Annotated in this window: 26 protein-coding genes and 1 pseudogene; 12 read left to right on the top strand and 15 right to left on the bottom strand. The window is 60.1% G+C overall.

The genetic code is table 11. From position 1 onward, the window contains the following. Nucleotides 1-10 precede the first annotated feature (10 nt). Nucleotides 11-964, bottom strand: a complete 954-nt coding sequence (locus tag GIW48_RS09960) for a putative 2-dehydropantoate 2-reductase (protein ID WP_017136147.1) — start codon at nucleotides 962-964, stop codon at nucleotides 11-13. Continuing rightward, nucleotides 961-1,347, bottom strand: coding sequence for a hypothetical protein (locus GIW48_RS09965; protein WP_017136146.1), 387 nt, complete (start codon nucleotides 1,345-1,347; stop codon nucleotides 961-963). The genes GIW48_RS09960 and GIW48_RS09965 overlap by 4 nt, the downstream gene beginning before the upstream one ends. On the opposite strand from GIW48_RS09965, the gene GIW48_RS09970 reads away from it, so the two are divergent. Together GIW48_RS09970 and GIW48_RS09975 are read left to right on the top strand one after the other, a co-directional pair. After that, nucleotides 1,346-1,780 (top strand): PilZ domain-containing protein, encoded by a 435-nt coding sequence (locus tag GIW48_RS09970; protein WP_170038969.1) that lies wholly within the window; start codon nucleotides 1,346-1,348, stop codon nucleotides 1,778-1,780. The two genes, GIW48_RS09965 and GIW48_RS09970, sit on opposite strands and share 2 nt — an antisense overlap. Nucleotides 1,781-1,910: 130 nt before the next feature. After that, on the top strand, nucleotides 1,911-2,987 hold the full coding sequence (locus GIW48_RS09975; RefSeq protein ID WP_017136144.1) for a 3-deoxy-7-phosphoheptulonate synthase: 1,077 nt from the start codon (nucleotides 1,911-1,913) through the stop codon (nucleotides 2,985-2,987). 128 nt (nucleotides 2,988-3,115) lie between these two features. Here GIW48_RS09975 and GIW48_RS09980 read toward each other — a convergent pair whose 3' ends face one another. Next, on the bottom strand, nucleotides 3,116-3,397 hold the full coding sequence (locus tag GIW48_RS09980; RefSeq protein ID WP_003189869.1) for a GNAT family N-acetyltransferase: 282 nt from the start codon (nucleotides 3,395-3,397) through the stop codon (nucleotides 3,116-3,118). A 622-nt stretch (nucleotides 3,398-4,019) separates the two neighbouring features. Between GIW48_RS09980 and oprI the strand changes: the two genes are divergently transcribed. Continuing rightward, a complete protein-coding gene (oprI, locus tag GIW48_RS09985; protein WP_003172710.1) occupies nucleotides 4,020-4,271 on the top strand; it encodes an outer membrane lipoprotei OprI in 252 nt (83 codons plus the stop codon). Nucleotides 4,272-4,406: 135 nt separating this feature from the next. Here oprI and GIW48_RS09990 read toward each other — a convergent pair whose 3' ends face one another. The 3 genes from GIW48_RS09990 to GIW48_RS10000 form a co-directional block, all read right to left on the bottom strand. After that, nucleotides 4,407-5,378, bottom strand: a complete 972-nt coding sequence (locus tag GIW48_RS09990; RefSeq protein WP_017136143.1) for a L,D-transpeptidase family protein — start codon at nucleotides 5,376-5,378, stop codon at nucleotides 4,407-4,409. Nucleotides 5,379-5,462: 84 nt separating this feature from the next. Further along, a complete protein-coding gene (locus GIW48_RS09995; RefSeq protein WP_017136142.1) occupies nucleotides 5,463-5,753 on the bottom strand; it encodes a hypothetical protein in 291 nt (96 codons plus the stop codon). A 59-nt stretch (nucleotides 5,754-5,812) separates the two neighbouring features. After that, a complete protein-coding gene (locus GIW48_RS10000; protein ID WP_236460659.1) occupies nucleotides 5,813-6,418 on the bottom strand; it encodes an arylesterase in 606 nt (201 codons plus the stop codon). Between the two features lie 10 nt (nucleotides 6,419-6,428). Here GIW48_RS10000 and GIW48_RS10005 point away from each other — a divergent pair, with 10 nt between their 5' ends. Then, nucleotides 6,429-7,112: an ABC transporter ATP-binding protein gene (locus GIW48_RS10005; RefSeq protein ID WP_017136140.1), complete on the top strand. Its 684-nt coding sequence runs from the start codon at nucleotides 6,429-6,431 to the stop codon at nucleotides 7,110-7,112. Next, nucleotides 7,112-9,622, top strand: coding sequence for an ABC transporter permease (locus GIW48_RS10010; RefSeq protein ID WP_236460660.1), 2,511 nt, complete (start codon nucleotides 7,112-7,114; stop codon nucleotides 9,620-9,622). Before GIW48_RS10005 ends, GIW48_RS10010 begins: the two co-directional genes overlap by 1 nt. Before the next feature lie 44 nt (nucleotides 9,623-9,666). Here GIW48_RS10010 and greB read toward each other — a convergent pair whose 3' ends face one another. Both greB and GIW48_RS10020 read right to left on the bottom strand, forming a co-directional pair. Next, nucleotides 9,667-10,140, bottom strand: coding sequence for a transcription elongation factor GreB (gene greB, locus GIW48_RS10015; protein ID WP_056857197.1), 474 nt, complete (start codon nucleotides 10,138-10,140; stop codon nucleotides 9,667-9,669). A 126-nt stretch (nucleotides 10,141-10,266) separates the two neighbouring features. Continuing rightward, entirely contained in the window at nucleotides 10,267-11,349 is a 1,083-nt protein-coding gene (locus GIW48_RS10020) for a hypothetical protein (RefSeq protein ID WP_236460661.1), read from the bottom strand. Nucleotides 11,350-11,587: 238 nt separating this feature from the next. On the opposite strand from GIW48_RS10020, the gene GIW48_RS10025 reads away from it, so the two are divergent. From GIW48_RS10025 to GIW48_RS10035, 3 genes are read left to right on the top strand one after another with little or no spacing between them, the layout of a single operon-like run. After that, nucleotides 11,588-12,514, top strand: coding sequence for an ABC transporter ATP-binding protein (locus tag GIW48_RS10025; RefSeq protein WP_099549078.1), 927 nt, complete (start codon nucleotides 11,588-11,590; stop codon nucleotides 12,512-12,514). Next, nucleotides 12,511-13,236 carry an ABC-2 transporter permease gene (locus GIW48_RS10030; RefSeq protein WP_017136134.1) on the top strand — a complete coding sequence of 242 codons (726 nt, stop codon included), beginning with the start codon at nucleotides 12,511-12,513 and terminating at the stop codon, nucleotides 13,234-13,236. Before GIW48_RS10025 ends, GIW48_RS10030 begins: the two co-directional genes overlap by 4 nt. A 15-nt stretch (nucleotides 13,237-13,251) precedes the next feature. Beyond that, nucleotides 13,252-14,970, top strand: coding sequence for a Gldg family protein (locus GIW48_RS10035; protein ID WP_026013613.1), 1,719 nt, complete (start codon nucleotides 13,252-13,254; stop codon nucleotides 14,968-14,970). A gap of 7 nt (nucleotides 14,971-14,977) precedes the next feature. Here GIW48_RS10035 and GIW48_RS10040 read toward each other — a convergent pair whose 3' ends face one another. From GIW48_RS10040 to GIW48_RS10050, 3 genes are all read right to left on the bottom strand, one after another. Then, nucleotides 14,978-15,286 carry a hypothetical protein gene (locus tag GIW48_RS10040; RefSeq protein WP_003172695.1) on the bottom strand — a complete coding sequence of 103 codons (309 nt, stop codon included), beginning with the start codon at nucleotides 15,284-15,286 and terminating at the stop codon, nucleotides 14,978-14,980. 260 nt (nucleotides 15,287-15,546) lie between these two features. Then, a complete protein-coding gene (locus GIW48_RS10045; protein ID WP_017136132.1) occupies nucleotides 15,547-15,981 on the bottom strand; it encodes a DoxX family protein in 435 nt (144 codons plus the stop codon). A gap of 103 nt (nucleotides 15,982-16,084) precedes the next feature. After that, nucleotides 16,085-17,506, bottom strand: a complete 1,422-nt coding sequence (locus GIW48_RS10050) for a transglycosylase SLT domain-containing protein (protein WP_017136131.1) — start codon at nucleotides 17,504-17,506, stop codon at nucleotides 16,085-16,087. Between the two features lie 236 nt (nucleotides 17,507-17,742). Between GIW48_RS10050 and GIW48_RS10055 the strand changes: the two genes are divergently transcribed. The 3 genes and pseudogenes from GIW48_RS10055 to GIW48_RS10065 form a co-directional block, all read left to right on the top strand. Further along, nucleotides 17,743-18,564, top strand: a complete 822-nt coding sequence (locus tag GIW48_RS10055) for a TatD family hydrolase (protein ID WP_099549080.1) — start codon at nucleotides 17,743-17,745, stop codon at nucleotides 18,562-18,564. A gap of 210 nt (nucleotides 18,565-18,774) precedes the next feature. Continuing rightward, complete coding sequence (locus tag GIW48_RS10060) at nucleotides 18,775-20,256, top strand: methyl-accepting chemotaxis protein (protein WP_170038959.1); 1,482 nt, start codon at nucleotides 18,775-18,777, stop codon at nucleotides 20,254-20,256. Nucleotides 20,257-20,365: 109 nt separating this feature from the next. Continuing rightward, nucleotides 20,366-20,614 (top strand): annotated as a pseudogene (locus tag GIW48_RS10065) (terminase); the annotation flags it as partial. Nucleotides 20,615-20,620: 6 nt separating this feature from the next. Here GIW48_RS10065 and GIW48_RS10070 read toward each other — a convergent pair. From GIW48_RS10070 to GIW48_RS10080, 3 genes are all read right to left on the bottom strand, one after another. Next, nucleotides 20,621-21,418: an acyl-CoA thioesterase gene (locus GIW48_RS10070; protein ID WP_138449878.1), complete on the bottom strand. Its 798-nt coding sequence runs from the start codon at nucleotides 21,416-21,418 to the stop codon at nucleotides 20,621-20,623. Nucleotides 21,419-21,508: 90 nt separating this feature from the next. Further along, the gene (locus tag GIW48_RS10075) at nucleotides 21,509-22,270 is read right to left on the bottom strand and encodes a CHAD domain-containing protein (RefSeq protein WP_099549084.1); all 762 of its coding nucleotides are present in this window, start codon (nucleotides 22,268-22,270) and stop codon (nucleotides 21,509-21,511) included. Nucleotides 22,271-22,312: 42 nt separating this feature from the next. Next, nucleotides 22,313-22,591 carry a hypothetical protein gene (locus GIW48_RS10080; protein WP_010176194.1) on the bottom strand — a complete coding sequence of 93 codons (279 nt, stop codon included), beginning with the start codon at nucleotides 22,589-22,591 and terminating at the stop codon, nucleotides 22,313-22,315. Nucleotides 22,592-22,828: 237 nt separating this feature from the next. Between GIW48_RS10080 and GIW48_RS10085 the strand changes: the two genes are divergently transcribed. Continuing rightward, nucleotides 22,829-23,866, top strand: coding sequence for a patatin-like phospholipase family protein (locus GIW48_RS10085; RefSeq protein WP_099549110.1), 1,038 nt, complete (start codon nucleotides 22,829-22,831; stop codon nucleotides 23,864-23,866). Nucleotides 23,867-23,988: 122 nt separating this feature from the next. Here GIW48_RS10085 and GIW48_RS10090 read toward each other — a convergent pair whose 3' ends face one another. Next, on the bottom strand, nucleotides 23,989-24,678 hold the full coding sequence (locus GIW48_RS10090; RefSeq protein ID WP_053255124.1) for a response regulator: 690 nt from the start codon (nucleotides 24,676-24,678) through the stop codon (nucleotides 23,989-23,991). Between the last annotated feature and the right edge of the window lie 6 nt (nucleotides 24,679-24,684).

Genomic DNA, 24,684 nt, shown 5'->3' on the forward strand with positions numbered 1-24,684 from the left:
TCTCCCCAATTCAGCGATTGCGCCGATCAATAAAACTCAAGGCCTGGTAGAGCGCCTGCATGCATGGCAATTCACAGCCCGCCGCTTTGGCAGCGGCCAATGGCCGGGCGTAGATCGCCGCCAGTTCCAGCGGGCGTTTGTGCACGTGGTCGTGGTACATGCTGGGCAGGTAGTCAGCCATGGTGTCGGTCATGGTGAGCATTTGCTCGACGTAACTGCCGGGAATTTCATGGCCACAGGCGTGGGCGCCCTTCACCACTTCAGTCATCAGGGCCTGGATCAGTTCGCGGCTGGACTCATCGGCCATCATCGCGCTGGTGCCGGTGCCCAGCAATACCGAGAGGCCATTGAACGGCACATTCCAGACCAATTTATGCCACCGCGCCTGGTGCACATTGGCCATGGCCTGGGACTCGATGCCGGCCTGGTGAAACAGCGCGGCGCCCTCCTCGACAATGGCCTTCTGCTGCGCCTCATCGTTGGCCGCCGTGCCACTGTGATAGCCAAGATTCACCCGGCCCAACGCCTGATGCTCGACGACACCCGGCCCGGAACGATGCACGCCGATGTAACACAAGCCGCCCAACAGGTGCAGCGACGATGGCAGGTGTTCGCGCAGGCTGTCTTCAACATCGAGGCCGTTTTGCAGGAGCACTACCTTGGCGCCCGGTGCGGCGACCTGGGCAAGGGTTGGGGCCAGCTCCACGTTGCCGGTGGATTTGGTGCCGACCAGCAGCCAGTCGCACGCCGGCATATCGGCAGCCTGGGCATAGGCCTGCACAGGGTGCAGGTGCAACTTGCCGTGCACAGTACTGTTGAGGTGCAGGCCATGCTCGGCGACCGCCGCATATTCACTGCGCAACAGAAAGTGCACATCGAACCCGGCACGCGCCAGCATCAGGCCGTAAAAACCACCGATGGCGCCGGTGCCGATAATGCCGATGCGGGGCGACTGTGCTGTCATGGCAGATCCTCTGGAGTACGGGTAAGTGCTTGATTAATCGCGTCCGCAAGGTCGGGCCGGGTAAGACGCGCCTGTAATTGCCCAAGGAATTGACCCTCGCACACGAGGAACAACGCGGGCAAATGAAAGATCTGGTAGCGCTCAACCGCCCCGCCGTTGTGCCCGGCATCCACCCAGCACACGCGCTCGACCGGCAACGTCCAGCCGGGCAGTTGCTGGCGTGCCCAACGGCAACTGGAACAGCCCACGCTGGTAAACACCAGCAGCGAAATACCTGGCAATCCCAGCAATTGCTGGTCAATATCCAGGTCGGTCAATTCCAGTTCCTTCACTATACTGCTGCCACTGCCGTCAATTGGACGGTGCTCGGAGTCCGTGTACATGGGTCGTTTTTTACCTCACCCTGATGATGTCGCTGTCGAGTTAATCCAACGTCCCGCCCCAGCTATTCCCCGCCAACGCCTGCACACTATCGGCCTGGGCGGCGTCGCCTGCAATTGCCCGCGTGCCTGGCGCCAGGGCACGGCGGTTGATCTGCGCATCCCGTCACTGGGCGCCAGCGCCCGTTATCCGGGCTATGTGGCCTGGTGTCGCAAAGTCGATAATGGCTACCGTATCGGCATTTCCTTTACCGATGAACATGCCTTGTTCGGTGCGCGCATGGGCGAGCAAGTGTGCCAGATCGAACGCTACTGCCGCCTGCACGAAGACGCCGAGCCAACCCCTGCCCAGCTCGAGACCATGGCCCGTGAGTGGGTTTCACGCCATGCCAGTGAGTTCGCCCACGACACCTTTGTGGCGCCGGTGCTGGATTAAAGCCGGCTTTGCCCATTGTCGCGGCCCCGTGTTACGCGCTAAGGTTCCTCCCCCCTGCATTCAAATCATGCTGTGCCCGCCGCACGGGGATAGCAGGCGGCCGGCACCCGTGACCCTGGCGAGTAACACGATGGCTGATTTACCGATCAATGACCTTAACGTCGAATCCAACGAGACCCTGATCACCCCTGATCAGCTCAAGCGCGAAATCCCTTTGAGCGATGCTGCCCTGCAGACCGTGACCAAGGGCCGCGAAGTCATTCGTGACATTCTCGATGGCACCGACCACCGCCTTTTTGTAGTGATCGGCCCGTGCTCGATCCACGACCTCAAGGCTGCCCACGAATACGCCGAGCGCCTTAAAGTGCTGGCGGCTGAAGTGTCCGACACCTTGTATCTGGTGATGCGCGTCTATTTCGAGAAACCACGCACCACCGTCGGCTGGAAAGGTTTGATCAACGACCCGTACCTGGACGACTCGTTCAAGATTCAGGATGGTTTGCATATCGGTCGCCAATTGCTGCTGGACCTGGCCGAAATGGGCCTGCCGACCGCGACCGAAGCGCTGGACCCGATCTCCCCGCAGTACCTGCAGGACCTGATCAGCTGGTCGGCCATCGGCGCACGCACCACCGAGTCCCAGACCCACCGCGAAATGGCGTCCGGCCTGTCCTCGGCCGTGGGCTTCAAGAACGGCACCGATGGCGGCCTGACGGTTGCGATCAACGCCCTGCAATCGGTGTCCAGCCCGCACCGTTTCCTGGGTATCAACCAGGAAGGTGGCGTGTCCATCGTCACCACCAAGGGCAACGCCTATGGCCACGTGGTACTGCGCGGCGGCAACGGCAAGCCCAACTATGATTCGGTCAGCGTGGCGCTGTGCGAACAGGCGCTGAACAAGGCCAGGATCAAGCCGAACATCATGGTCGACTGCAGCCACGCCAACTCCAACAAGGACCCGGCCCTGCAACCGCTGGTGATGGAAAACGTCGCCAACCAGATTCTTGAAGGCAACCAGTCGATTATCGGCTTGATGGTCGAAAGCCACTTGAACTGGGGCTGCCAGTCGATTCCAAAAGACCTGGCCGACTTGCAGTACGGCGTGTCGATCACCGATGCCTGCATCGACTGGTCAGCCACCGAGACCACCCTGCGCAGCATGCATGCCAAGCTCAAGGACGTGTTGCCCAAGCGCAAACGCACCTGACCTTACACTGCGCACACAAAAACGCCGGGCTTAGCCCGGCGTTTTTGTGTGCGGCATCTGATTGATCGTTCCCACGCTCTGCGTGGGAATGCAGCCATGGACGCTCCGCGCCCCGCCTCACTCAATATTCAGAGCTTCGCGGCATGGCGCTGATGGCGCTCCATGTAGCGCTCTACGTAAGAGCACGAAGGGATCACGGTGTACCCGGCCTCTTCGGCGAACTTCAACGCTTCCTCGGTCAACGCAGCAGCAATGCCGCGCCCGCGCAATGCGTTGGGCACGAAGGTGCGATAGATGTCCAGGGTCTGTTTGCCCAGGTCCATATAGGTCAGATAGGCACGATGACCGTCCACATTGGTCTCGAACTGATGACCAGCCTGGTCATGGTGGATGGACAACGCCTCGCTCATCACTACTCCTCGCGGGTCTTGGATTTCGACCCCTACCTTACCGATGTTTTTCCGGCGAAGGAACATCTACGCCACCCCGTGCCGGTTTCGACAACGAGAAAACCTATAGCGCTCACAACCAGCACGTAGAGAATAGTAGGCACCAATGCTGCAATAGCTCAAGGCGCACTCGTCATCCCTTGCCGCTGGCGGTTACAGAAAGGGCTTCGATCAATCGATGATCGATAGCCTGAACATTGCCGGCAGTTGAAGCTTGAGACGAACTGCCGCTCTTAAAGTCACCTCTAGATGCGCCTACATGCGCAAAAGATGCCGGGCCAGGCAAAGGCCAACTGAAAAAAAGTGTCATCGTAGATATATAAATTTACACCTGCTTACCCAGCCTGACACAGGCTGGCCGGACCTCTCAGCTTGGATCCAGTTCCCGACGAAATGAAAATTTTTGAGCAGTTTTTATACAAACCTCCAAAAGATTAGCCAAAATAGATACGGCACAAGAATTTTTTTTGCTTCTTGCGCTACGTCAGTTTACTTACTACAAGTAATGAGTAGTATGTACGCCGGCTATCAGCTCACCCTGAGAAAGTAGCCATTTAATAGAAAGTCCTTGAAGGGGAACACGATGAACAACGTTCTGAAATTCTCTGCTCTGGCTCTGGCCGCAGTTCTGGCTACCGGTTGCAGCAGCGTCTCCAAAGAAACCGAAGCTCGTCTGACTGCAACTGAAGACGCAGCAGCTCGCTCCCAGGCTCGTGCAGACGAAGCCTACCGTAAAGCTGATGAAGCTCTGGCTGCTGCTCAAAAAGCACAACAGACTGCTGACGAAGCTAACGAGCGCGCTCTGCGCATGCTTGAAAAAGCAAGCCGCAAGTAATAATCCCTCGGGGTTGTTATCAAGCCGATCCATTCTTGGATCGGCTTTTTTATTGCCTGCAATTCAGCCCTGAATCCAGCGCAATCAAAAGCCCGCCATAGCGCAAGGCCTTGGCGGGCTTTTGATCGAACAGGCTTATTGCTGCAGATCGATTGGCGTGCTGGACACCACCGGCGTGTTGGCACCCGGTACCCCAATCTCGGTGGGCAGGCCATCTTCGGCGGCCACCACATCACGCACCTGATCCCAATTGACGCGCAAATTGTTGGCCAGGTCTTCGCGCTTGAGCAGGGCATTGATGACCGCGGTGTGCTTGTCGACCACCGAAGGCGTGCCATCGTCGTTCAGCGGCGTATGCGCTTCAAGGTAGACCTTGCCGCCACTGCTGCCGAACTTGTACGCATCGTTGATGATGCGCACCGAGGTGCCGACCGGCACCATGTCGGCCATCTCCAGCACGTTGTTGTTGAACATGCGGAAGCAACCGTGGCTTGTACGCGTGCCGATACCAAATTTCATGTTCGAACCATGGATCAGGTAACCCGGCGTGCCCAAGGTGAACTTGAACGGCCCCAGTGGGTTATCCGGCCCGGCCGGCACCACATTGGGCAGCGGGTCGCCATTGGCGGCGTGCTCGGCCTTGATCGAGGCGGGCGGGGTCCAGGTCGGGTTGGGGATTTTGCCGGTGATGGTGGTGTGCGCGACCGGCGAACCCCAGCCCTCACGGCCAATGCCCAACGGGAAGGTGTACACCACGTTCTGGCCCTTGGGATAGTAATAGAGCCGGTATTCCGCCAGGTTGATCACGATGCCTTCGCGCGGGCCGGGCGGCAGAATAAACCGCGTGGGCAGCACAATCTCGGTGCCCGCGCCGGGCAACCAGGCATCCACACCCGGGTTGGCCGCGACCATTTCCGAATAGCCCAGGTCATAGGTGGTGCCCAGGTCGGCAAAGGTGTCTTCGTACTTGGCCTTGATCACCTGGACCTGACCGACGATGTCTTCACCCGGCGGGGGCAAGGGCAACTGCAAGGCTGACGCCGAACCGGCTGCACACAAGGCAGCAAGAGACAGGCAGCAGGTAACGACGGAAAGGCGCGACAACATCCGGAAAATCCTTCGCAGAACGACGGGTAGGAAAACACTGATTGTATACGTGAAGCGCGATCCAGGCATCAACCTGCCCCGCTGCTACTCGAAGCGCAGCTCTGGCCAGATCAGCGGCGTGCCACGCTTTTGCGATTCGAGAATTGCCCGGCACAGCGGGCACAGGCGCTGGTCCTGAAAAATCGCACGGTCCACCGATGACCAGCGTGGTTGCGCCGGCAACAAAGTGCCGCACAGCGTGCGGTCGATCGAGCCACCCAGCTCCAATTGACGCGCAACCAGATGCACCCGGACTTCCTGGCAGGCGAACAGATCCAGCTGCTCGTCAGGCTCGATCAGTTGGTAGTTGAACAGGGACCAGGCAGGGCGCGACATCGGGGGCTCCAGATCGGGGGGGGCGCCACCTTAGCCGAAAGCCTGCCGGTAGAAAAGCGTCATAGCAGCGGTTTTAGCGTCGGCCAGACATTTTCCAGCAACTTGCCCTGTGCGCCGACTGCCGGGTGAAGCTGATCGGCCTGCATCAACTCGGGATGGCCGCCCACGCCCTCAAGGAAAAACGGCACCAGCGGGATGCTTTTTTCCTTGGCCAAGGTACCGTAGACCTCGGCAAATGCCGTGGTGTATTTAGGGCCATAATTTGGGGGCAACTGCATCCCCAGCAGCAGCACCTTGGCGCCCTTGGCCTTGGACTGGTCAATCATCGACGCAAGATTTTGTTTCAATTGCGCTGGCGGCTGCCCACGCAGGCCATCATTGCCGCCCAACTCGAGAATCACCACATCCGGTTTATGCTCTGCAAGCGCCGCCGGCAGCCGCGCCAGGCCTCCGGCACTGGTGTCGCCGCTGATGGAGGCGTTGACCACTGTATCGTCGAAACCTTCGCTCTTGAGCCGTTGTCCCAGCAACGCTACCCACCCTTTGCTGGTATCCAGCCCGAAACCGGCACTGATACTATCGCCAACGATCAGGACTGTACCCGCCGCTGCGTTCTGGGCCATGCACATCAAGGCCAGGCCAGCACTCAAAAACCACATTCGCATCGGATTCTCCATGGGCGCAAGCATTCTCACCGCGCGAAACCTTAGCAAAGTGGTTCCCAGCGCGGAAGGTGAACTGACTATCCTGCACGAACTGAGCCTGGAACTGAACAAGGGCGATAGCCTGGCTATCGTCGGCAGCTCCGGTTCCGGCAAATCCACCCTCCTCGGCCTGCTGGCCGGCCTCGATCTGCCCAGCAGCGGTGAAGTCACGCTGGCCGGGCAAGCCTTGAGCACCCTCGACGAAGACCAGCGCGCACGCATACGCGCCGAGCACGTGGGTTTTGTCTTCCAGTCATTCCAACTGCTCGACAGCCTCAATGCGCTGGAAAACGTCATGCTGCCGCTGGAGCTGGACGGCCGCAAGGACGCCCGCGAGCGCGCCACCCACCTGCTGGAGCGTGTGGGCCTGGGCCAACGCCTGACCCACTCGCCGCGCCAGCTTTCCGGTGGCGAGCAGCAGCGCGTCGCTATCGCCAGGGCCTTCGCCGCCGAACCGGATGTGCTGTTTGCCGATGAACCCACCGGCAACCTCGACAGCCACACCGGCGAGCGCATCAGCGACCTGCTGTTCGAACTCAACAAAGAAAGCGGCACGACCCTGGTGCTGGTCACCCACGACGAGCGCCTGGCCCACCGTTGCCGGCGCCTGATCCGCCTTGAAGCCGGCCTGATGGTCGCGCCCCTGGAGCCTTGATGGCACGTTTGCCGCTGTTGCGCCTGTTCAGCCTTGCCATGCGCCAATTACTGCGCGACGCCCGCGCCGGTGAGTTGCGCGTGTTGTTTTTCGCCCTGCTGGTGGCGGTCACGGCCAGCACCGCCATTGGCTACTTCGGTGCACGCCTGAACGGCGCCATGCTGTTGCGTGCCACCGAATTCCTCGGTGCCGACCTGGTGCTCGAAGGCAGCTCGCCGGCCCGCTTCGAGCAAATCAGGTCAGGCACCGAACTGGGCCTGGATCACGCGCGCATTGTTGAGTTCTCCAGCGTTATCGCGACCGATAATGGCATCCAGCTCTCCAGCATCAAGGCGGTCAACGAGCAGTACCCGTTGCGCGGCGAACTCAAAAGCGCCACGCAGCCGTTCGGCGCAGAAACTGCAGGAGGCGGCCCAAAACCCGGCGAAGCCTGGGTGGAAGCACGGCTGCTGACGGCGCTGGACCTCAAAGTCGGCGACAGCATCGACGTGGGCATGAAAACCCTGCGGCTGACGCACATACTGACCTACGAGCCCGACCGCGCCGGTAACTTCTACAGCCTCACGCCGCGGGTGATGATCAACCTTGCCGACCTGGACGCCACCGGCGTGGTACAACCCGGCAGCCGCGTGAGCTACCGCGAACTGTGGCGTGCGCCCCAGGGCAGCACGGCACTGCAAACCTATCGCGACCTGGTCAAGCCGGGCCTTGCCGCCAACCAGCGCTTGCAGGATTCGCGTGACGGCAACCAGCAGATCGGCGGAGCCCTGGGCAAGGCCGAGCGTTACCTGAACATGGCCAGCCTGGTGGCAGTGCTGCTGGCCGGCGTGGCCGTGGCGCTGTCGGCCAACCGCTTCGCCAGCCGCCGTTTCGACGCCAGCGCGCTGCTGCGTTGCCTGGGTTTATCACGCCACGAAACAATGCTGCTGTTCAGCCTGCAACTGAGCGTACTGGGCCTGTTGGCCAGCCTCACCGGCGCCGTGCTCGGCTGGTTGGCGCAATTTGGCCTGTTCTATTTCCTGCATGACTTGCTGCCGGCCGACGTGCCGCCCGGCGGGCTGCTGCCAGCAGTGGCGGGCATCGGCACCGGGCTGGTCGCCCTCGCCGGCTTCGCATTGCCGCCCCTGGCAGCGTTGGGCCGGGTGCCGCCGCTGCGGGTATTGCGACGTGACATGCTGCCGATCCCTTCCAGCACCTGGATGGTGTATGGCGCTGCGCTGTTCGCCCTCGGCCTGATCATGTGGCGCCTGAGCCTCGATCTGGTGCTGACCTTCGCATTACTCGGCGGTGGCGTGATGGCCGCGCTGATCCTTGGCGGCCTGCTGTTGTTGTTACTGCAAAGCCTGCGCCGGCTACTGGCTCGCGCCTCGCTGCCCTGGCGCCTGGGTTTGGGCCAGTTGCTGCGCCATCCCTTGGCCGCAGCCGGCCAGTCCCTGGCATTTGGCTTGATCCTGTTGTCCATGGGCTTGATCGCCCTGCTGCGCGGCGAATTGCTCGACACCTGGCAAAACCAGCTACCCAAGGACGCCCCCAACTATTTCGCCTTGAACATCCTGCCGGCCGATAAAGACGCCTTTGGCGCCCGCCTGCTGGAGTTGCAAGCACAAGCGGCGCCGCTGTACCCGGTGGTGCCGGGCCGCTTGATCAGCATCAATGGCGCGCCAGTGCAGGAGATTGTCAGCAAAGACTCCAGCGGTGACCGCGCTGTGCAGCGCGACCTGAGCCTGACCTGGGCAGCCGACCTGCCACCGGGCAACCTCCTCACCGCAGGCACTTGGTGGTCACAGCAACCGGGCGATGGCATCCCAGAGGTTTCGGTAGAAGCCAAGGTCGCTGAAAGCCTCAAGCTGAAGCTCGATGATCACCTGGTGTTCACCGTCGGTGGCGAGAACCGCGAAGCACGGGTGACGAGCCTGCGGACCATCAACTGGGACAACTTCCAGCCCAACTTTTTCATGATTTTCCAGCCGGGCACCTTGAAGGACCTGCCCGCCACTTACCTGACCAGCTTCTATCTGGCGCCGGGGCATGACCAGCAGATCGTCGACCTGTCCCGGGCCTTCCCGGCCGTCACTATCCTGCAGGTCGAAGCCTTGCTGGAGCAGTTGCGCAGCATCCTCGCCCAAGTGACCCTGGCGGTGGAGTACGTGTTGCTGTTTGTGCTGGCGGCGGGTATGGCCGTGCTGTTTTCGGGCCTGCAGGCGACTCTGGATGAGCGGATTCGCCAAGGCGCGCTGTTGCGGGCGCTGGGGGCCGAGCGCAAGTTGCTGGTCAAGGCGCGACGGATCGAGTTCGGCTTGCTGGGTGCGGTAAGCGGCTTGCTGGCAGCCCTGGGCACCGAGCTGGTGACCTGGGTGCTGTACCGTTACGCCTTTGACCTGGCGTGGCATCCGCACGCGTGGTTGCTATTGCTGCCAGTGATCGGTGCCGTGCTGATCGGCGGCGCTGGTGTATTCGGTACGCGTCGCGCGTTGAATGCCAGCCCATTGACGGTGTTACGCGAAGGTTGAAAACCAGCGCTGGCCAGCACGCCCGACGGCGTGCCGGCCAGCGTTTACTTCACATACTCGATACCCGTAATCCACCAGCACACCTCGCCGGTTGGCGTCTGCACCATGGCTTCATCGTCGACTTCCTTGCGCAGCAACGCCCGGGCCATCGGGGAGTCGATGGAGATGTAATCCATGCGCTCATAAATTTCGTCATAGCCGACGATCCGAAACCGCTTGGTCTCGCCCTGCTCATTTTCGATATCGACCCAGGCGCCGAAAAACACCTTGCCCTCCTGCTCGGGCATGTACTCCACCACCCGCATGTCTTCCAGGCGCTTGCGCAGGTAACGCACACGCCGATCAATCTCACGCAGCAGTTTCTTGTTGTATTGATAGTCCGCGTTCTCGCTGCGATCACCGAGGGACGCCGCCCAAGTCACCTTGCGGGTGGTATCTGGACGCTTTTCACGCCACAGGTAATCCAGCTCTTTTTTCAGCGCCTCATGACCTTCTTTGGTTATCAGCTTGGTACTCAAACGCGTGCATCCCCAGACAGTGTCCAATGGTGCCGATACGCCAAGGCGTCATGCTCTGGCGCCGGCCGGCTGGGGTTGATGATAAATGAACCCTGAAAAGTAGCCAGACCGTAGAACACATCAGCTTCAAGCCTGGCCGTCCAGGGTTTGATCAAGCTCCAGGAGTACACTCTGCAGGCGCTGGCGTATTCCCGCCACCTGCGACAGCGCCAGCGTCAACTTCTCAGCCTTCTGGCCAACCTCAAGGTTTCGCGCCTGCAACTGCGTTGCTTGTTGCTGCAACTCCTGGCTCCTTTCGTCCAGCTCACCCTGTTCCTGCTCGAGTCGTGCCTGCCACTGCGTCAGCATTTCCTCGCGCTCGTTCACCGCAAGTTGCTGTTGCGACAGCTCTTGGGCGACCTTTGCCAGGCTGGACAACGTGCTGTCTACCTCAACCAACGAGGCATGTTCCATCTTCGGCGCAGGTGGGCGCGGTGCAGGCGCTGCTTGCTCGACCTGAACAGGTGGCGCGCTGAGCTCGACGGGCACTGGCACTGGCTCTGGCGCGGGTTCTGGTTCTGGTTCTGGTTCTGGTTCTGGTTCTGGTTCTGGCTCTGGTTCAGGTTCTGGCGCAGGGGCTATCGCGGCGGGAGCCTCCAATGGCTGAGCCTGGGCCGGCTCTGAAACTGGCGGCTCGACGGGCCTGGCTGGGTTCGTGGCCCTGGGCGGCGAAATCATCTGCGACGAGAAGCGAATCGAAGGCACGATCAACGAAGCACTTTCGATGGCCGGCAGTACGGGTGCCGACATGCCCAGGGTAATGACCTTCATGACCAATGCCTTCTTGATGATCATCGAGTGATGGTCCTCAGGCCTGGCGGGCGGTAACTTGCAGCCTTTCAAATCAATGAAATGAAAAGGCACCGAGGATTCGATAACGGTGCCGTTCTTAGTCCCGGAAGCGGCGGCCACCATCAGGATTTGCTTGAACACTTGCATGGCAACTTGCAGGTCTTCCTTGGACTCGACCCCGCCGAGGAAGTACCGGTCGAGTTTCTTGCGTAGCGCCGCGATGTAGACCCTGGAGTTACCAGGTTCGGTCTCTTCATCCAGGCTATAGACCAAAAAATTGGAATCGGTCTGTGCAACGGCAAACCCACAAAGCAGTGCACCGTTGACCGGCGTGTCCTGACCGCTGCGTTCAAGAACAAGCGTGCGAAGAAGCATCATGATATTCAGGCCTTATTGCGAAAGAGTAAACCTTATATAAGCGCCAGATAAATACCCGGCCATTAACTAACCTCGGAACAACGCAATTGTTTCAGCAAGTTATCCGATTCGGCGTAGGAATTATCTGAGAAGTATGTCCCCTTGTTCCCAAGTCCAATGATTAAACGTATCTTTCTCGGCGCTTACCGTGCATGACGGTACAAGTTCTTACGCCTCGCAAAACTTATTCGGTAAAAAAATGCTCGAGATAAGCAGCCTGACAAAGCGTTTGGGTAAAAGAAACGTCATCACTAATCTCTCGTTCAGCGCTCAACGCCAGGAATGTATCGGCTTGTTCGGGGAGAGTGGCGCAGGCAAAACCACACTGCTGAATGTTATCTCCGGTTTGGCCAGCCCCTCGGCCGGGCATGTCACTGTCGAAGGCTTTGATACCCAGGCTCATCCTCTGCAAGCGCGAAGAGCCCTCGGCTATCAACTCCAGGACGGCCTTAGCCATCAAACGATGTCGGTCAAAGGCGTGCTCAATTTCATTGCCGCCGTACGCGGCTTCAGCGGTGCTGAAAAACGCAGCCGGGTTGATCGAGCAGCCATGCGCCTGGAATTATCACGTGTACTCGATGCACCGATCGATACGCTTTCCGTCGGTTTGAAGCGCAGAGTCGCTATCGCCCAGGCGATCCTGCACACCCCCGGCCTGCTGCTGCTCGATGAACCGATTGAGGGGCTGGCAACGGATCAACTGCTCAAGTTCAAGACCCTGATCCAGTCACTGACCGAAGACATGACGGTCCTGATCGCCTCCCGGCATTGCGACAACCTGTCGAGCCTTTGCACGCGCGCCTTGGTCATCGCTGCAGGGCACCTTGTGGCAGACACCCCGCTGCCCGATTTGCAGCGCAACTCCCGGCATTACCGAGCTGTCACGCTGGCCGCAGAAACACCCCTGGATTTACTCGCCCTTGCCGTATTACCCGGCGTGGCAGGTATAGAAGAGGACCGGCATGCGCCCGGCACCGTAACGGTTCTGGCGATGCCCGGGCACGCCATCTACCCCCATATCAACGCACTTATCGCCAGCCGCGGCTGGAACATAACGTCACTGAATCTGGAGCCAGGTCGCCTGAACGAAGTCGTTCAGCATCTGAGCCACGAGGTCACTCTTTGAAACTGCTGCCTGTCATTTTCAAGCGCCAACTGGCCAGTTATGCCTGTACACCCAGCACGTACCTCGGTATTGCCGCGTTTCTAGTGTTGTGCGCCACCTTGGGGTTGTACACAAGCAAATGGCTGGAACAGGAAAGCGGCGACCTGCAGGTGTTTTTCCAATTGCACCCTTGGCTCTACCTGCTGCTGATTCCCATGTTGTCGACACAATTATGGTCGGACGAACACCACGCCGGCATGCGCGACATGATGAAAACCCTGCCTATCACCAGCGCAGAGCGGGTCATCGGAAAGTTTCTGGCTGCGTGGGTCGTGTGCGCAATCGCATTGCTGCTTACTTTCCCACTGGTAATCCTCGCCAACTACCTCGGCACCGCCGACAACCGTGTTATCGCTTCACAGTTTCTAGCCAGTTGGTTGCTGGCCGGCGCTTATCTTTCTGTCGGATGCTTTACGTCTACCCTGACCCACCAACGTTTGGCTGTCTTCCTGATAACGGTGGTGATGTTACTGGCCGCCAGCGGACTTTCATCGGTTCTCGACGCACTTGAGCATCAGGCGCCGATCTGGGTCGTAGACAGCCTGGTATCGATTAACCCGATTTCGCGTTTCGGGGCTATCGACAACGGCAAACTGACGCTGCATGACGGCTTGTACTACATCAGCATGATCCTTGCCTTTCTCTCGGCATCCACCGTCACGCTCAACTACAAAACCAGTTGAGAAGGAAAGCAAACGATGCGTTCTACTCTGAGTACGGGTATGACACTGGTGGTCATATTGCTGCTTTTCCTTGCATTCAATCTCGCGTGGGTCGGCAAACTACCGAATATCCGCTGGGACTTCTCACAGCAGAAAATCCACACGTTATCGCCCCCTGCGCGACAACTGCTTGCCTCTCTGGAACACCCACTGGATTTGTATTACTTCAACTCAAGTAATGACCCCAGAAGAAGCCAGGCAATAAACCGCTTCGGCGAACGAGTGGAAGATTTACTCAAAGAGTTCGAAAAAGCGTCAGCAACCATGATTAACCTACATGTTATAGATCCTACTCCTTATTCAGAGGATGCCTACAAGGCCGGCCTGTTCGGATTGGATGACAAGCAAGGCTTTCTTGGCCTCATCGGCACCCGCCCAGGCCAGCCCGCGCAACGTATCAATGTACTGCGCCTGGATGACGAGCCCTTGCTTGAGTACGAAATCAGCCATCTGATCCACCAACTGATGCACCCCGAGCCCCCCACCGTCGGCGTATTGACGGGGTTGGCATTGAACGCGTCCGGTGAACAGTTGCTGGCACAGATGCATCAGCATTTTGATCTGACAGGCCTGGCATCAAGCACTCCGACAGTGCCCGAATCGATCAAAACCCTGATGGTTGTGCACCCGCGCGCCCTGCCGGAACAAACCCTGTATGCAATTGACCAGTTTGTATTGAGGGGCGGCAAACTGATGCTCTTTATTGACCCGGTGAGCGAGGCCGAGACAGACGCCAAACCCGTCGACACAAGGCTGGACGGGCTACTGGCGGCTTGGGGCATACAGATGCCGGCGGACAAACTGCTGGTCGATCACGCATTTGGTTCAGGTGCGCCAGCAGTACTGCACCCGGCCAAGCTGAACCTGCCACGGCAAGCAATGGCGGCCAACGATGTGAGTGCCTGGAAATTGGATACAGTCATCGTATCAAGCAGCGGTGCGCTGTCGCGCGTGAGGAAAAGCCGCACCACACTCACGCCTCTGTTACAAAGCTCCAGGCGCTCCACCCTGCTGGACGCAGGCCGCTTTGCAGCAACGTCTGCAGACGACTTACTGGCTGAAAGGATACCGGCTGCCACGCAACCCCACGTGATCGCGGCGCGCCTCGAAGGCCCCGCCTACTCGGCCTTTCCAGACGGCATTGACGGGCAGCCTGCAGGCTTGCAAAAGGCCGCACAGATCGAGGTGGTGGTGGTCGCGGACACCGATTTACTGATGGACGCTGTGATCAACTCTGCGCCCAACAACAACGTGATGTTTGTCTTGAACACCTTGGATAACCTTGCGGCTCCCGACGTGCTCGCAAGCATTCAACCCCGTGCAAGCAGCCAGTCCACCCACGCACTGGAGCAACTGCGCGAGGCGGCCGCACAGGCTTATGCACAAAAGGCCGGGGAACTGCAAAAACGGCTGGAGCAAACCGAGCAAGAATGGCAACGCCTGAACCCACCGAGTATTGGCTTCGGCACCCGTGCAGTGGACACCAATATCCAGTTGCAGGCGCTCAACAAGGAACGCCTGCGGCTGCCCATGGAGTTGCAGGCACTCAAGGTCCAGGCGTATGCATCGGTGCATCGAACGGAACGCAACCTCAAGCTGCTGATGATTGGCGCAGTACCGCTGCCGTTATGCCTGATCGCCTGTGCAGTGTTCCTCTACCACCGGCGTCGTCGATCGGCGGCTGTCGTTCACTGATCAGCCGTCAACGACGCGCAATCAGCCCTTGCCGGGCGATGCGCGTCAGTTGGCGGATCACCTCCTCGGCATCGCCCGCGCTGGGTGCCTGGATAACGGCAAGATCAAAGCTGTTGCTGGCAAAACGCGCCAGGGAGTCGCCATCTTCCACAAACTGGATCAGAAACGCTGAAGGGCGCCCGGTGCGGCGCGGCCATCCGTCGAGGTAACGCAGCAAGGTCGGCTGATGCTTGCCACCCAAGAGGATTTTGGGGTTGCGTTGAGTCAGGTCCGCGGTGATCGGAGCCAGGCGTATGAGGGGGCGTGGTGCATTCATCGTGTCGTGTCTCTGCCTCAAAAGTCTGCGGGCAGGTGAGAGGCAACACCGAACCAGCGCTTTAGCGGTATTTCGAAACCTGACTCTTGATGAGTGCATGCTTCTGTCGGGCTGCATTGAGTCCCAGTGGCGCCCCGCAATTAGCTGTTTAAATCGGCGCATGAGCAGCATCCTAGAGAAGCCGGTGGGGCGATGTCAAGAATCCCGAGCAATGAAAAAGCCCGCTCATGGCGGGCTTTTTCAGCAGGTAACGCGGGTCATCAGTGGGCGATGGCGCGGTCGACCGAAAGTTTGCCAGCACCTTCGAACAGTACCGCCAACGCACCACCGAGCAAGGCCAAGGCGAACTCATAACCGTTGTTGGCCATGAACAAGCCGTTATGGATATGCACCGAGAAGATTGCCACCAGCGACAGGAAGGTCAGGCCCAAAGCCGCTGGGCGCGCCAGCAAGCCGATGATCAAGGCCAGGCCGGCGAAGAACTCAGTACCGCCGGACAACACCGCCATCAGCGTGCCTGGGGTCAGGCCGAGGCTTTCCATGTATTGCGCAGTACCGGCCAAGCCGCCGCCGCCAAACCAGCCAAAGAGCTTTTGCGAACCGTGAGCGGCGAAAACGATGCCGACAAAAATTCGCAGGATGGTCAGGCCGTAACCGGCGCGAGTGGACAGAATGCGAGTGATCAGTGGGCTCATGGAGAGAATCCTTTTCAAAGTAGGGGTTGGTTGGCCGCTATATTAATCGGATCAGACAATGATAAAAGCGCAAAAATCGCCTAATACTTATCGATAAAACCGATTATTTTCGTGAGGCAATTTTCGGCGCCGACGGCTCCAGGGATTCACGCTCCCGATCAAACGCCAAGTAATACTTGTTCACGCTATTAACATAGCTGACGCCGCCCATTCCCACCTGTTCCATGGCAATACGTTCGACCTGGAAGAACCACTGATTGGGGTTCAAGCCCCGCCGGCGAGCTTCTGCACGCATACCCTGGACCCGCTCCGGCCCCATGTTATAAGCCGCCAGCACAAAGGCCATGCGCTCGCGCTCGTTGAGTTTGGGGCTGGCGAAGAACTTGCGGCGGATCATCGCCAGGTAGCGCGCACCGGCCTGCACATTGCTGTCCAGGCTCTCGATATTGTTCACCCCCACCCGCTGCGCCGCCGATGGCGTGATCTGCATCAGCCCGGTCGGCCCGCCGCTGTTGCGCGCGCCAGGGTCGAGTGCGGATTCCTTGAACGCCAGCGCGGCCAGGTTCAGCCAGTCCATGCCCTGCTCACGGGCGTGCTTTTGCAGCACCGGACGCAGTTTCTCCAGGCGCTGGCGGTCGGCGCGGGCCAGCGGGTTGCGCACTTGGTAGAGACGTCGATAGATCCGCTGGAACGCCACGTCCTGGTCGGACGGCGTGTGGTAAGTCTTGAGGAAGCGATCGATACTGGCCCGCAGCATCGAGGCATCCTGGCGCACAAACCAGTATTCGTCGCCCGGCTCGCTGATCACCACCTGCCGATCAAAACGCAGTTTGGGCAGGATTTTCGACCAGCGCTCGGCAATCGGTTTTTCAACGATGGTGAGGTGGAAGATCCCGGCCTGGACCATCTCCAACACATCCTCCACGGCCAGCGTCGGGTCAACCCACTCCACCTTTACTGGCGGGCGCTTGTGCAGCGCCAGTTGCTGGTTGACCTGATTGATCGCGTCCGCCGCCGCACTGCCGGTGGTCAACGCCAGGGTGCGCCCGGACAATTGCTCCAGCTTGGTAAACCGCCGCTCACCCTTCACGCCCACCAGCCATAGCGGCACACCACTGGCAATCGGGTCGCTGGTGCTGATTTTGTGCGCGGCCTTCACATCGAGTAATTCACCCGGCGCCACCAAGTCGCCTTCGCCACGGGCCAACGCGCCGAGCAATTGGTCCTTGGCCTTGGGAATAATCTTGAGGTTGATTGCTTCTCCATCCCGGGCATGGCCGTTCAGGTATTGCTCGAAGGCTCGCAGACGATGGTATTCGACCCCGATGGCCTGGCCCTGGACCTCACCGGAACTGTTACGGCTCTGGTTGACCAGCACACGCAGGGTGCGGCTGGAACGGATCTGCGCCAAATCACGAACCTTGCCGGGCTTGGTCACTTCCAGCGGCCCGTCCAGACGTGCGACCGCCGCCATGGGCAGCAGTAACGTCAGGCACAACATAAGCAACGCCGAGGGTCGGATCATCCGCTCTCCGGAAAGAATACTGGCCAGCCATCTCGTGAAAGACGAGAAGCTGGAGGTCAGAAACAGAGCGCTTCAAGCGCTGGCAAGGCACGCAACGGTGGCGTCGGGGCAGGCGGCGGGCCAGCCACAATGTCACTTGCGACGTTCAAAGACAGCTATAACGCGTTGTAGTTCTTAGTTTTTCTTATAAATCTACAGCTCTGATATGCTTTCCGGCCGCAGGCGGAGCTAGCACCATGCAACTCATTGATATCGGCGTCAACCTGACCAACCCCAGTTTCGACGAGAGGCACCAGGCCGTTCTCGACCGTGCCTACGCCGCCGGCGTGCAACAATTGGTGCTCACCGGTACCAGCGTCGAAGGCAGCGAGCAAGCCCTGGAACTGTGCGTAAACCTCGATGACAGCGGCCAACGCCTGTTCAGCACCGCCGGCATCCACCCGCACTCGGCCAGTGACTGGAACGGCGACAGCGCCCAACGTTTGCGCGGGTTGCTCAACGAAAGCCGCGTGCGTGCGGTGGGCGAATGCGGGCTGGACTTCAACCGCGACTTTTCCCCGCGTCCGCAGCAGGAAAAAGTCCTTGAAGAGCACCTGGCACTGGCGGTTGAGCTGAAACTGCCGGTGTTTCTGCACGAACGTGACGCCAACCAGCGCCTGCTGGAGATCCTCAAGGATTACCGCGACCACCTCAGCGCCGCCGTGGTGCATTGCTTTACCGGCGAGCAACAGGCGCTGTTCAGCTACCTGGACCTCGACTTGCATATCGGCATCACCGGCTGGATCTGCGACGAGCGCCGTGGCACACACCTGCATCCGCTGGTCAAAGAAATTCCCCGTGGCCGCCTGATGCTGGAAAGCGATGCGCCGTACTTGCTACCGCGCACCCTGCGGCCGAAACCGAAAAATGGCCGCAATGAACCGGCTTATTTGCCCGAAGTGCTGCGTGAAGTGGCACTGCATCGCAATGAAACGCCGGAAGACCTGGCCGAGCACAGCACCGCCTGCTCCCGTGCGTTTTTCGGTTTGCCCTCGGTGGCAACGCAGGGTTCGACGTGAGCTCAGAAGCCATACCCGATTAAATGTGGGAGCTGGCTTGCCTGCGATGCAGACACCTTGGTATGTCAGGTGTACCGAGTTGATGCCATCGCAGGCAAGCCAGCTCACACATGATGCGGCGCATTGACCCATGTCAAAAACGCTTTCCTGAGTAGCGGCACAATAATGGCACCTTGCCAATGCTGTTTCCGCTATCAGAGAAAACCTTCCATGGGTGCCTGGCTTAGCAATATCTCGCTGAAGTACAAATTCTGGGCCGTGAATGCGGTCGCTTTCATCACCACCTTACTGCTGGTGCTCTACGCCGTGCAGCTCGAGCAACAGGCCCGCAGCGATGCATCTCGGGCCTCGGCGCAGGCCCAGGCGCGATTACTCGGTGCCTGGCCGGCCAACACCCCATTACCCAAAGATGAACATTGGCTGACCTTTGCCCGCGGCCAAACCCCATCGTTGGCTGATCAGGATCTGTCCGCCTTGAGCACCGCCAGCGGTTGGGTCGAACTCAATCACATGCCCTTGCTCGGGGAAAACCCACTGATCGGTGCCGACGTCGTCACACGGGCCGATGGCCAACAGATCGCCGTGTTGGCCTATGGCCGCAGCCTCAGTCAGGTCTTCAGCGAACGCTTCGCCAACTACGCCGTGGCCGTGTTGATCCTCATGCTGGCGATGCTCGGTGCCTCGCAGTTGTTGATCCGCTTCCTGCTCAGCCAACTCAACACCCTCAAGGACGTGATGCTGCACGTGGAGAAGACCGGCGACCTGTCGGCCCGCGTGCCCCTGGCCTGCACGGACGAGGTGGGCCAGATGGCCAGCGCCTTCAACGCCATGCAGGCCGGCTATCAGCGCGTGGTGAGTACCGTGGCGCGCACCGCCCAGCAACTCGATGACGGCGCCGCGCGCCTGGCCAGCAGCATGAACGAGGTACAGCACGGCATGCTCGGCCAGCAAAGCGAAACCGACCAGGCGGCTACCGCCATCAATGAGATGACCGCCACCGTCTACCATATCGCTCAACATGCCGGCGCTACCCGCGATCTGTCCCAGACCGCCGACACCCTCGCCGGCAGCGGCCAGGAAGTGGTCACCCGGGTACAGCGCTCTATCGCCGGCCTGTCCACCGGCGTGCAGCAGACGGCTGAAATGATCCAGAAACTCGCCGAAGACAGTCAGAAAATCAACGGTGTGGTCGGCGTGATCCACAGCATTGCCGAACAGACCAACCTGCTCGCCCTCAACGCCGCCATCGAAGCCGCCCGCGCCGGCGAAATGGGCCGTGGTTTTGCCGTGGTCGCCGACGAAGTACGCAACCTGGCCAAGCGCGTGCAAAGCTCCACCGATGAAATCACCCGCATGGTGTCGGCGCTGCAAGCCGGCACCCGCGACGCGGTGGACTTCATGCAGGAAAGCTCGTTCAAGGCTGACGACTGTGTGCAACAAGCCCAGGATGCCGGTGCCGCACTGGCCGAAATCACCAGTGCTGTGGCCCAGATGCGCGAAAGCAACACCCAGATTGCCGTGGCCGCCGAACAGCAGAGCCATGTGGCCGAAGAGATGAACCGCGCGGTGGTGAGCATTCGCGATGTCACCGAGAACACCGTGCAGCAGACGGTGGAGTCGGCCACCACCAGCAATCAGCTGGCGACCTTGGCCGGGGAGTTGAGCAAGGCGATCGGGCAATTGAAGCTATAAGCCAAACAAGGCTGGCTATGGCCTCCATAGCGAGCCTTGATTCGCCGTCCCAGGTGCCTGCGACCTAAACTTTGTCCATGTTGTTTCAACGGACAGAGGATTGATCATCATGGGCAAACGTCACCCCAACTTCCCCGCCTGGCAATGGCGCACTCAGCCACAGGCTCACCAGCACCCCACCAACCTGGGCCTGCAACTGATTGCCGTGCCTTTGCTGATCATTGGTTTTCTGTTGATGGTGTCTGGCGTATTCAGCTTCAGCCTGGCCAGTTTTGCCATCGGCGTCGTCGGCGTGTTGGCTGGCCTAGCGCTGCAACGCCACGGCCGCACGCTGGAGGCCCAGGGCAGCCAGCACTTCTGAGGCTCAGGCGAAGACCACCACGGTCTGGCGGCTGATGGCGATCAACTCGCCGCTCGGGCTCCACAGCGCGGCAGCGGCATGACCGTAGCCGTCGCGGGCGTGCTCGATGTTGACGTAGTACTGGCACCAGTCGAGGGTGGTCAGGCTTTGCAGCGGCTGGATGAACTCGATGGTCCAGGTCAAGGTGCTGCCCGGCGCGGGCTTGGTCAGGTGCGGCAGCAAGGCCGGTGGCCAGGCGTCGACCAGGGCAAGAATATGCGACTCGGTCAGCGGCTCTTCCTTCACGTCCCCACGCAAACGCACCCAACCGCCCATGTCGCGGGATTTATTACCGGTAAACGGCAGGCCGCCGACACTCCAGCGCATCGCCAAGTGACGCATGAATTCGGGGGTAACGCCCTTGATATAGGGCAGTTCCTGGCACTCATCCCAGTGTTTGAACACCGGCGGCGCTTCGCTCGACACATCAATTACCGACTCACGGGCCGCGCCAAAGCTGGCTTGTACCAAGGTCGCCACTTCGCCGTTCTGCACCACGCGGCCGAGCAACTGGCTGACCGCCTTGCCTTCGCGCAGCACTTCGACTTGATAACTGGCGGGCACATCCGGCGCTACCGGGCCGACAAAGGTGATGGCCAGCGAACGCAAAGGCCGATCCGCCGGCACTTGGGCGCGCAAGGCTTCGTATTGCAAGGCAGCCACCAGGCCACCAAAGGTTGCGCGGCCCTGCGCCCACTCGGCAGGGATGGTCACTTCGAGCGGGTTGTTACGGGCGGCATCGAGCAAATCACAAAAGCGCATGGCAACCTCACATCCAGAAAACCGATGTCGGGATCTTAACCAGCAGGTTGAGCAGGCACAGCGCCTATTCCGGCCAAAAGCCGGACCGGTTTAGAAACAATCCGCGCTGAGCTTGTCCAGCACCCGATCCGCCTGGCCTTCAGCCTTGGCCATGGTGCGCTGCCAAACCGCAACACACGGCTGCAGGTCGGGTTGATGTTCAGCCTGGGCCAGCCATTGCCAGCAATCGTGCCAATCGCCCAGGGCGCCTTGCGCTTGCTTGAGGCGTTGCATCGCCTTGGCCGGCAGTTTGTCCAGTTCGGGGTAGGCTTCGGCCGCGTAGCGCACGCGCTTGATCAGCAGGCGCAGACGGTGGCGGTCATGATCCGGGTCTTTGAGGGCGTCATCGAGTTTCTGCGACTGCTTGGCCAGACGCTTCTCGATCCGCGGGCGCAGGCCTTTGAGCAGTCTCTGGTGTTGGGAGGCGCGGATAAAACGCGGGAAGGCATCCAGGATCAGCAGCAAATGCGCGAGTTCCGGGCTTTGCGCCACCTGGCGGTAAGCATCGGCCTGCAAACGCAGGCGCCGGTCGGCCGCCGCGTGATGGCCGTGCTGCTGCAAATACGCCGCCAGTACCTCACGGTCACGCAACGGCGTGGTCAATTGGCCGACCGTGCTGGCGGCCAATTCCAGCTGCTCGACACCCGGTAGCCCACGCAAGGGGCGCAACAAACTGCGCAGGCGCCGCACGGTGGTGCGCAGGTCATGCAAGGCTTCATCGTCGGTAACGGCGGCGAGGCGAGCCTGGCAGCTCAGTAACCCTACTTCCAGGCCAATGACCTGAGCGACTAACTGATCAACCAGCGCTGACATCCCTTCCCCCTTAACGATGAAACCCTAGTCGCCGCTTACCGATCAACGCCCGGCGCGGGACTCACGAATGTAGAAGCGCGCTTTCTCGGCCTTGTTGGAACAGCCTTCAAACGCTTCGAATTGCTGCTGGGTCTTGGCGCCGGTCAACAGCGACAAAGCCTTAGAGTAGCTCACGGTGCCGGCAAAGCCTTCGGCCTTGGCCAAATCCAACTCGTGCCAGGCCGCATCCAATTGCGTGCCACAGCTGTCGCGGTATGCGGTTTTGCCGGCACAACCGGCCAGGGCCAACACGATCACAGGCACACACATCCAGGCTTTCATCAATGACACCTCAAATATAGAAAAACAGTCGTAGGCTGTAGACGTTGCCTCCAAGGAAAAGTGCCTTGGGGGCCGCCTGAAATCAGAAGTGTCCATTCAAAAGTGCTTTCAGCAGTGCCTGCTCAGAAATGCCTACCGCCAGAGCATACCCGAGCGTAATGGCTATTCTGGAAAAATATTTTGATGCCCTCGGCCGGTAAGCGCATTGTGGGCCACTGTTTTGCGAAGGATCAGCTCATGAAAAAACGTGTTGCCTTGGTGCTCGGCTCCGGCGGCGCCCGCGGTTACGCCCACATCGGCGTGATCGAGGAAATCGAACGGCGCGGCTACGACATCGCCTGTATCGCCGGCTGCTCCATGGGCGCCGTGGTCGGCGGGATCTACGCCGCCGGCAAGCTCGACGAATACCGCAACTGGATCGAGAGCCTCGACTACCTGGACGTGCTGCGCCTGGTGGACGTGAGCTTTCGACTGGGGGCGATTCGTGGCGAAAAAGTCTTCGGGCAAATCCGCAAGATCGTCGGCGAGATCAATATCGAAGAACTGCGGATTCCCTACACCGCCGTGGCCACCGACCTGACCAACCAACAGGAAATCTGGTTCCAGGAAGGCTGCCTGCACCAGGCCATGCGCGCTTCGGCGGCGATCCCCAGCCTGTTCACGCCGGTGATGCAAGGCAACCGCATGCTGGTGGACGGCGGCCTGCTCAACCCGCTGCCGATCGTGCCGGTGGTGTCGAGCCATTGCGACTTGATCATCGCAGTCAACCTCAATGCCACCAACCAGAAGCACTACCACCTGCCAGTGATCCAGCGCCCGCCGGCGTTCAAGAGCCGCTTCAACAGCTTGGCCAAATCACTGGGTTCGCACCTGCCGTTTCGGCGCAAACAGGCCGAGCAACTGATGAAGCTGGAACAGGAAGCCTTGCAGTCCCAGGCCGCCGAAATCAACCCGTGGCTGGAGTCGGCCGAACCCGAAGCCCAACAACCTGCGGCCGCCCCGGAAAAACAAGGCGCCCCGAAGTCCGCGACCGGCTCGTTCATTATCGATAACGTCGGGCCGGCGTCACTGCTGGACCTGATCAACCAGAGCTTCGAAGTGATGCAGACCTCGTTGGCGCAGTACAAGATTGCCGGTTATCCGCCGGACGTGCTGATCAACGTGCCGAAGCGGGTGTGCCGGTTTTTCGAGTTCTACAAGGCGCCGGAGTTGATCGCGTTGGGGCGGGAAATTGCCAGTGATACCTTGGACAAGTATGAGAGTGAGCAGGGTTGAACGTGTGGATGTGGCTGATGGCCCTATCGCAGGCAAGCCAGCTCCCACCTTTGAATGTATTCACAAATCAAAAGGTGGGAGCTGGCTTGCCTGCGATGAGGCCCGTTCAGGCACTGCAACATTCAGGCATTCAACAACCGATACCCCACACCCGCCTCGGTCACGATAAACCGTGGCTGGGTCGGATCATCCGCCAACTTCTGACGCAGATGGCCCACCACAATGCGCAGGTAATGGCTGTCTTCAGTATGGGTCGGCCCCCAGATATCCTTGAGCAATTGCTGCTGGGTGATCACCCGCCCAGGATGCCGCGCCAGTTGCGCCAGCACCGCGTATTCCTTGCGGGTCAGGGCCACCTCGACACCGTCCAGCAGCACCCGGCGATAGGCCAGGTCCACGGTCAACGGGCCGAAACTCAACGCCGCTTCCTGAGCCTCTCCCGCCGGTGCCTGGCGCAACAAGGCGCGCACACGGGCAAGAAATTCCTGGATGCCAAAGGGCTTGGTCACGTAGTCATTGGCGCCGCTGTCCAGGGCTTCGACTTTTTGCACTTCGCTGGCGCGCACCGACAGCACCAATACCGGCACCGTCGACCACTCACGAAACTCGCGCAACACTTGCTGGCCGTCCATGTCGGGCAGGCCAAGGTCGAGCACCAGCAAATCCGGTTTGCTCAATGCCGCTTGGGCCAGGCCCTCGTTGCCGGTGCCGGCCTCGATCACCTTGTAGCCCTGGGAGGCCAGGCTGATACGCAGGAATTTGCGGATCTGCGGTTCGTCATCAATGACTAAAATCGTCGCGGTCTGGCTCATGGTGTC

This window comes from Pseudomonas sp. PA-6-3C, from assembly GCF_021605825.1.
GTDB lineage: Bacteria > Pseudomonadota > Gammaproteobacteria > Pseudomonadales > Pseudomonadaceae > Aquipseudomonas > Aquipseudomonas edaphica.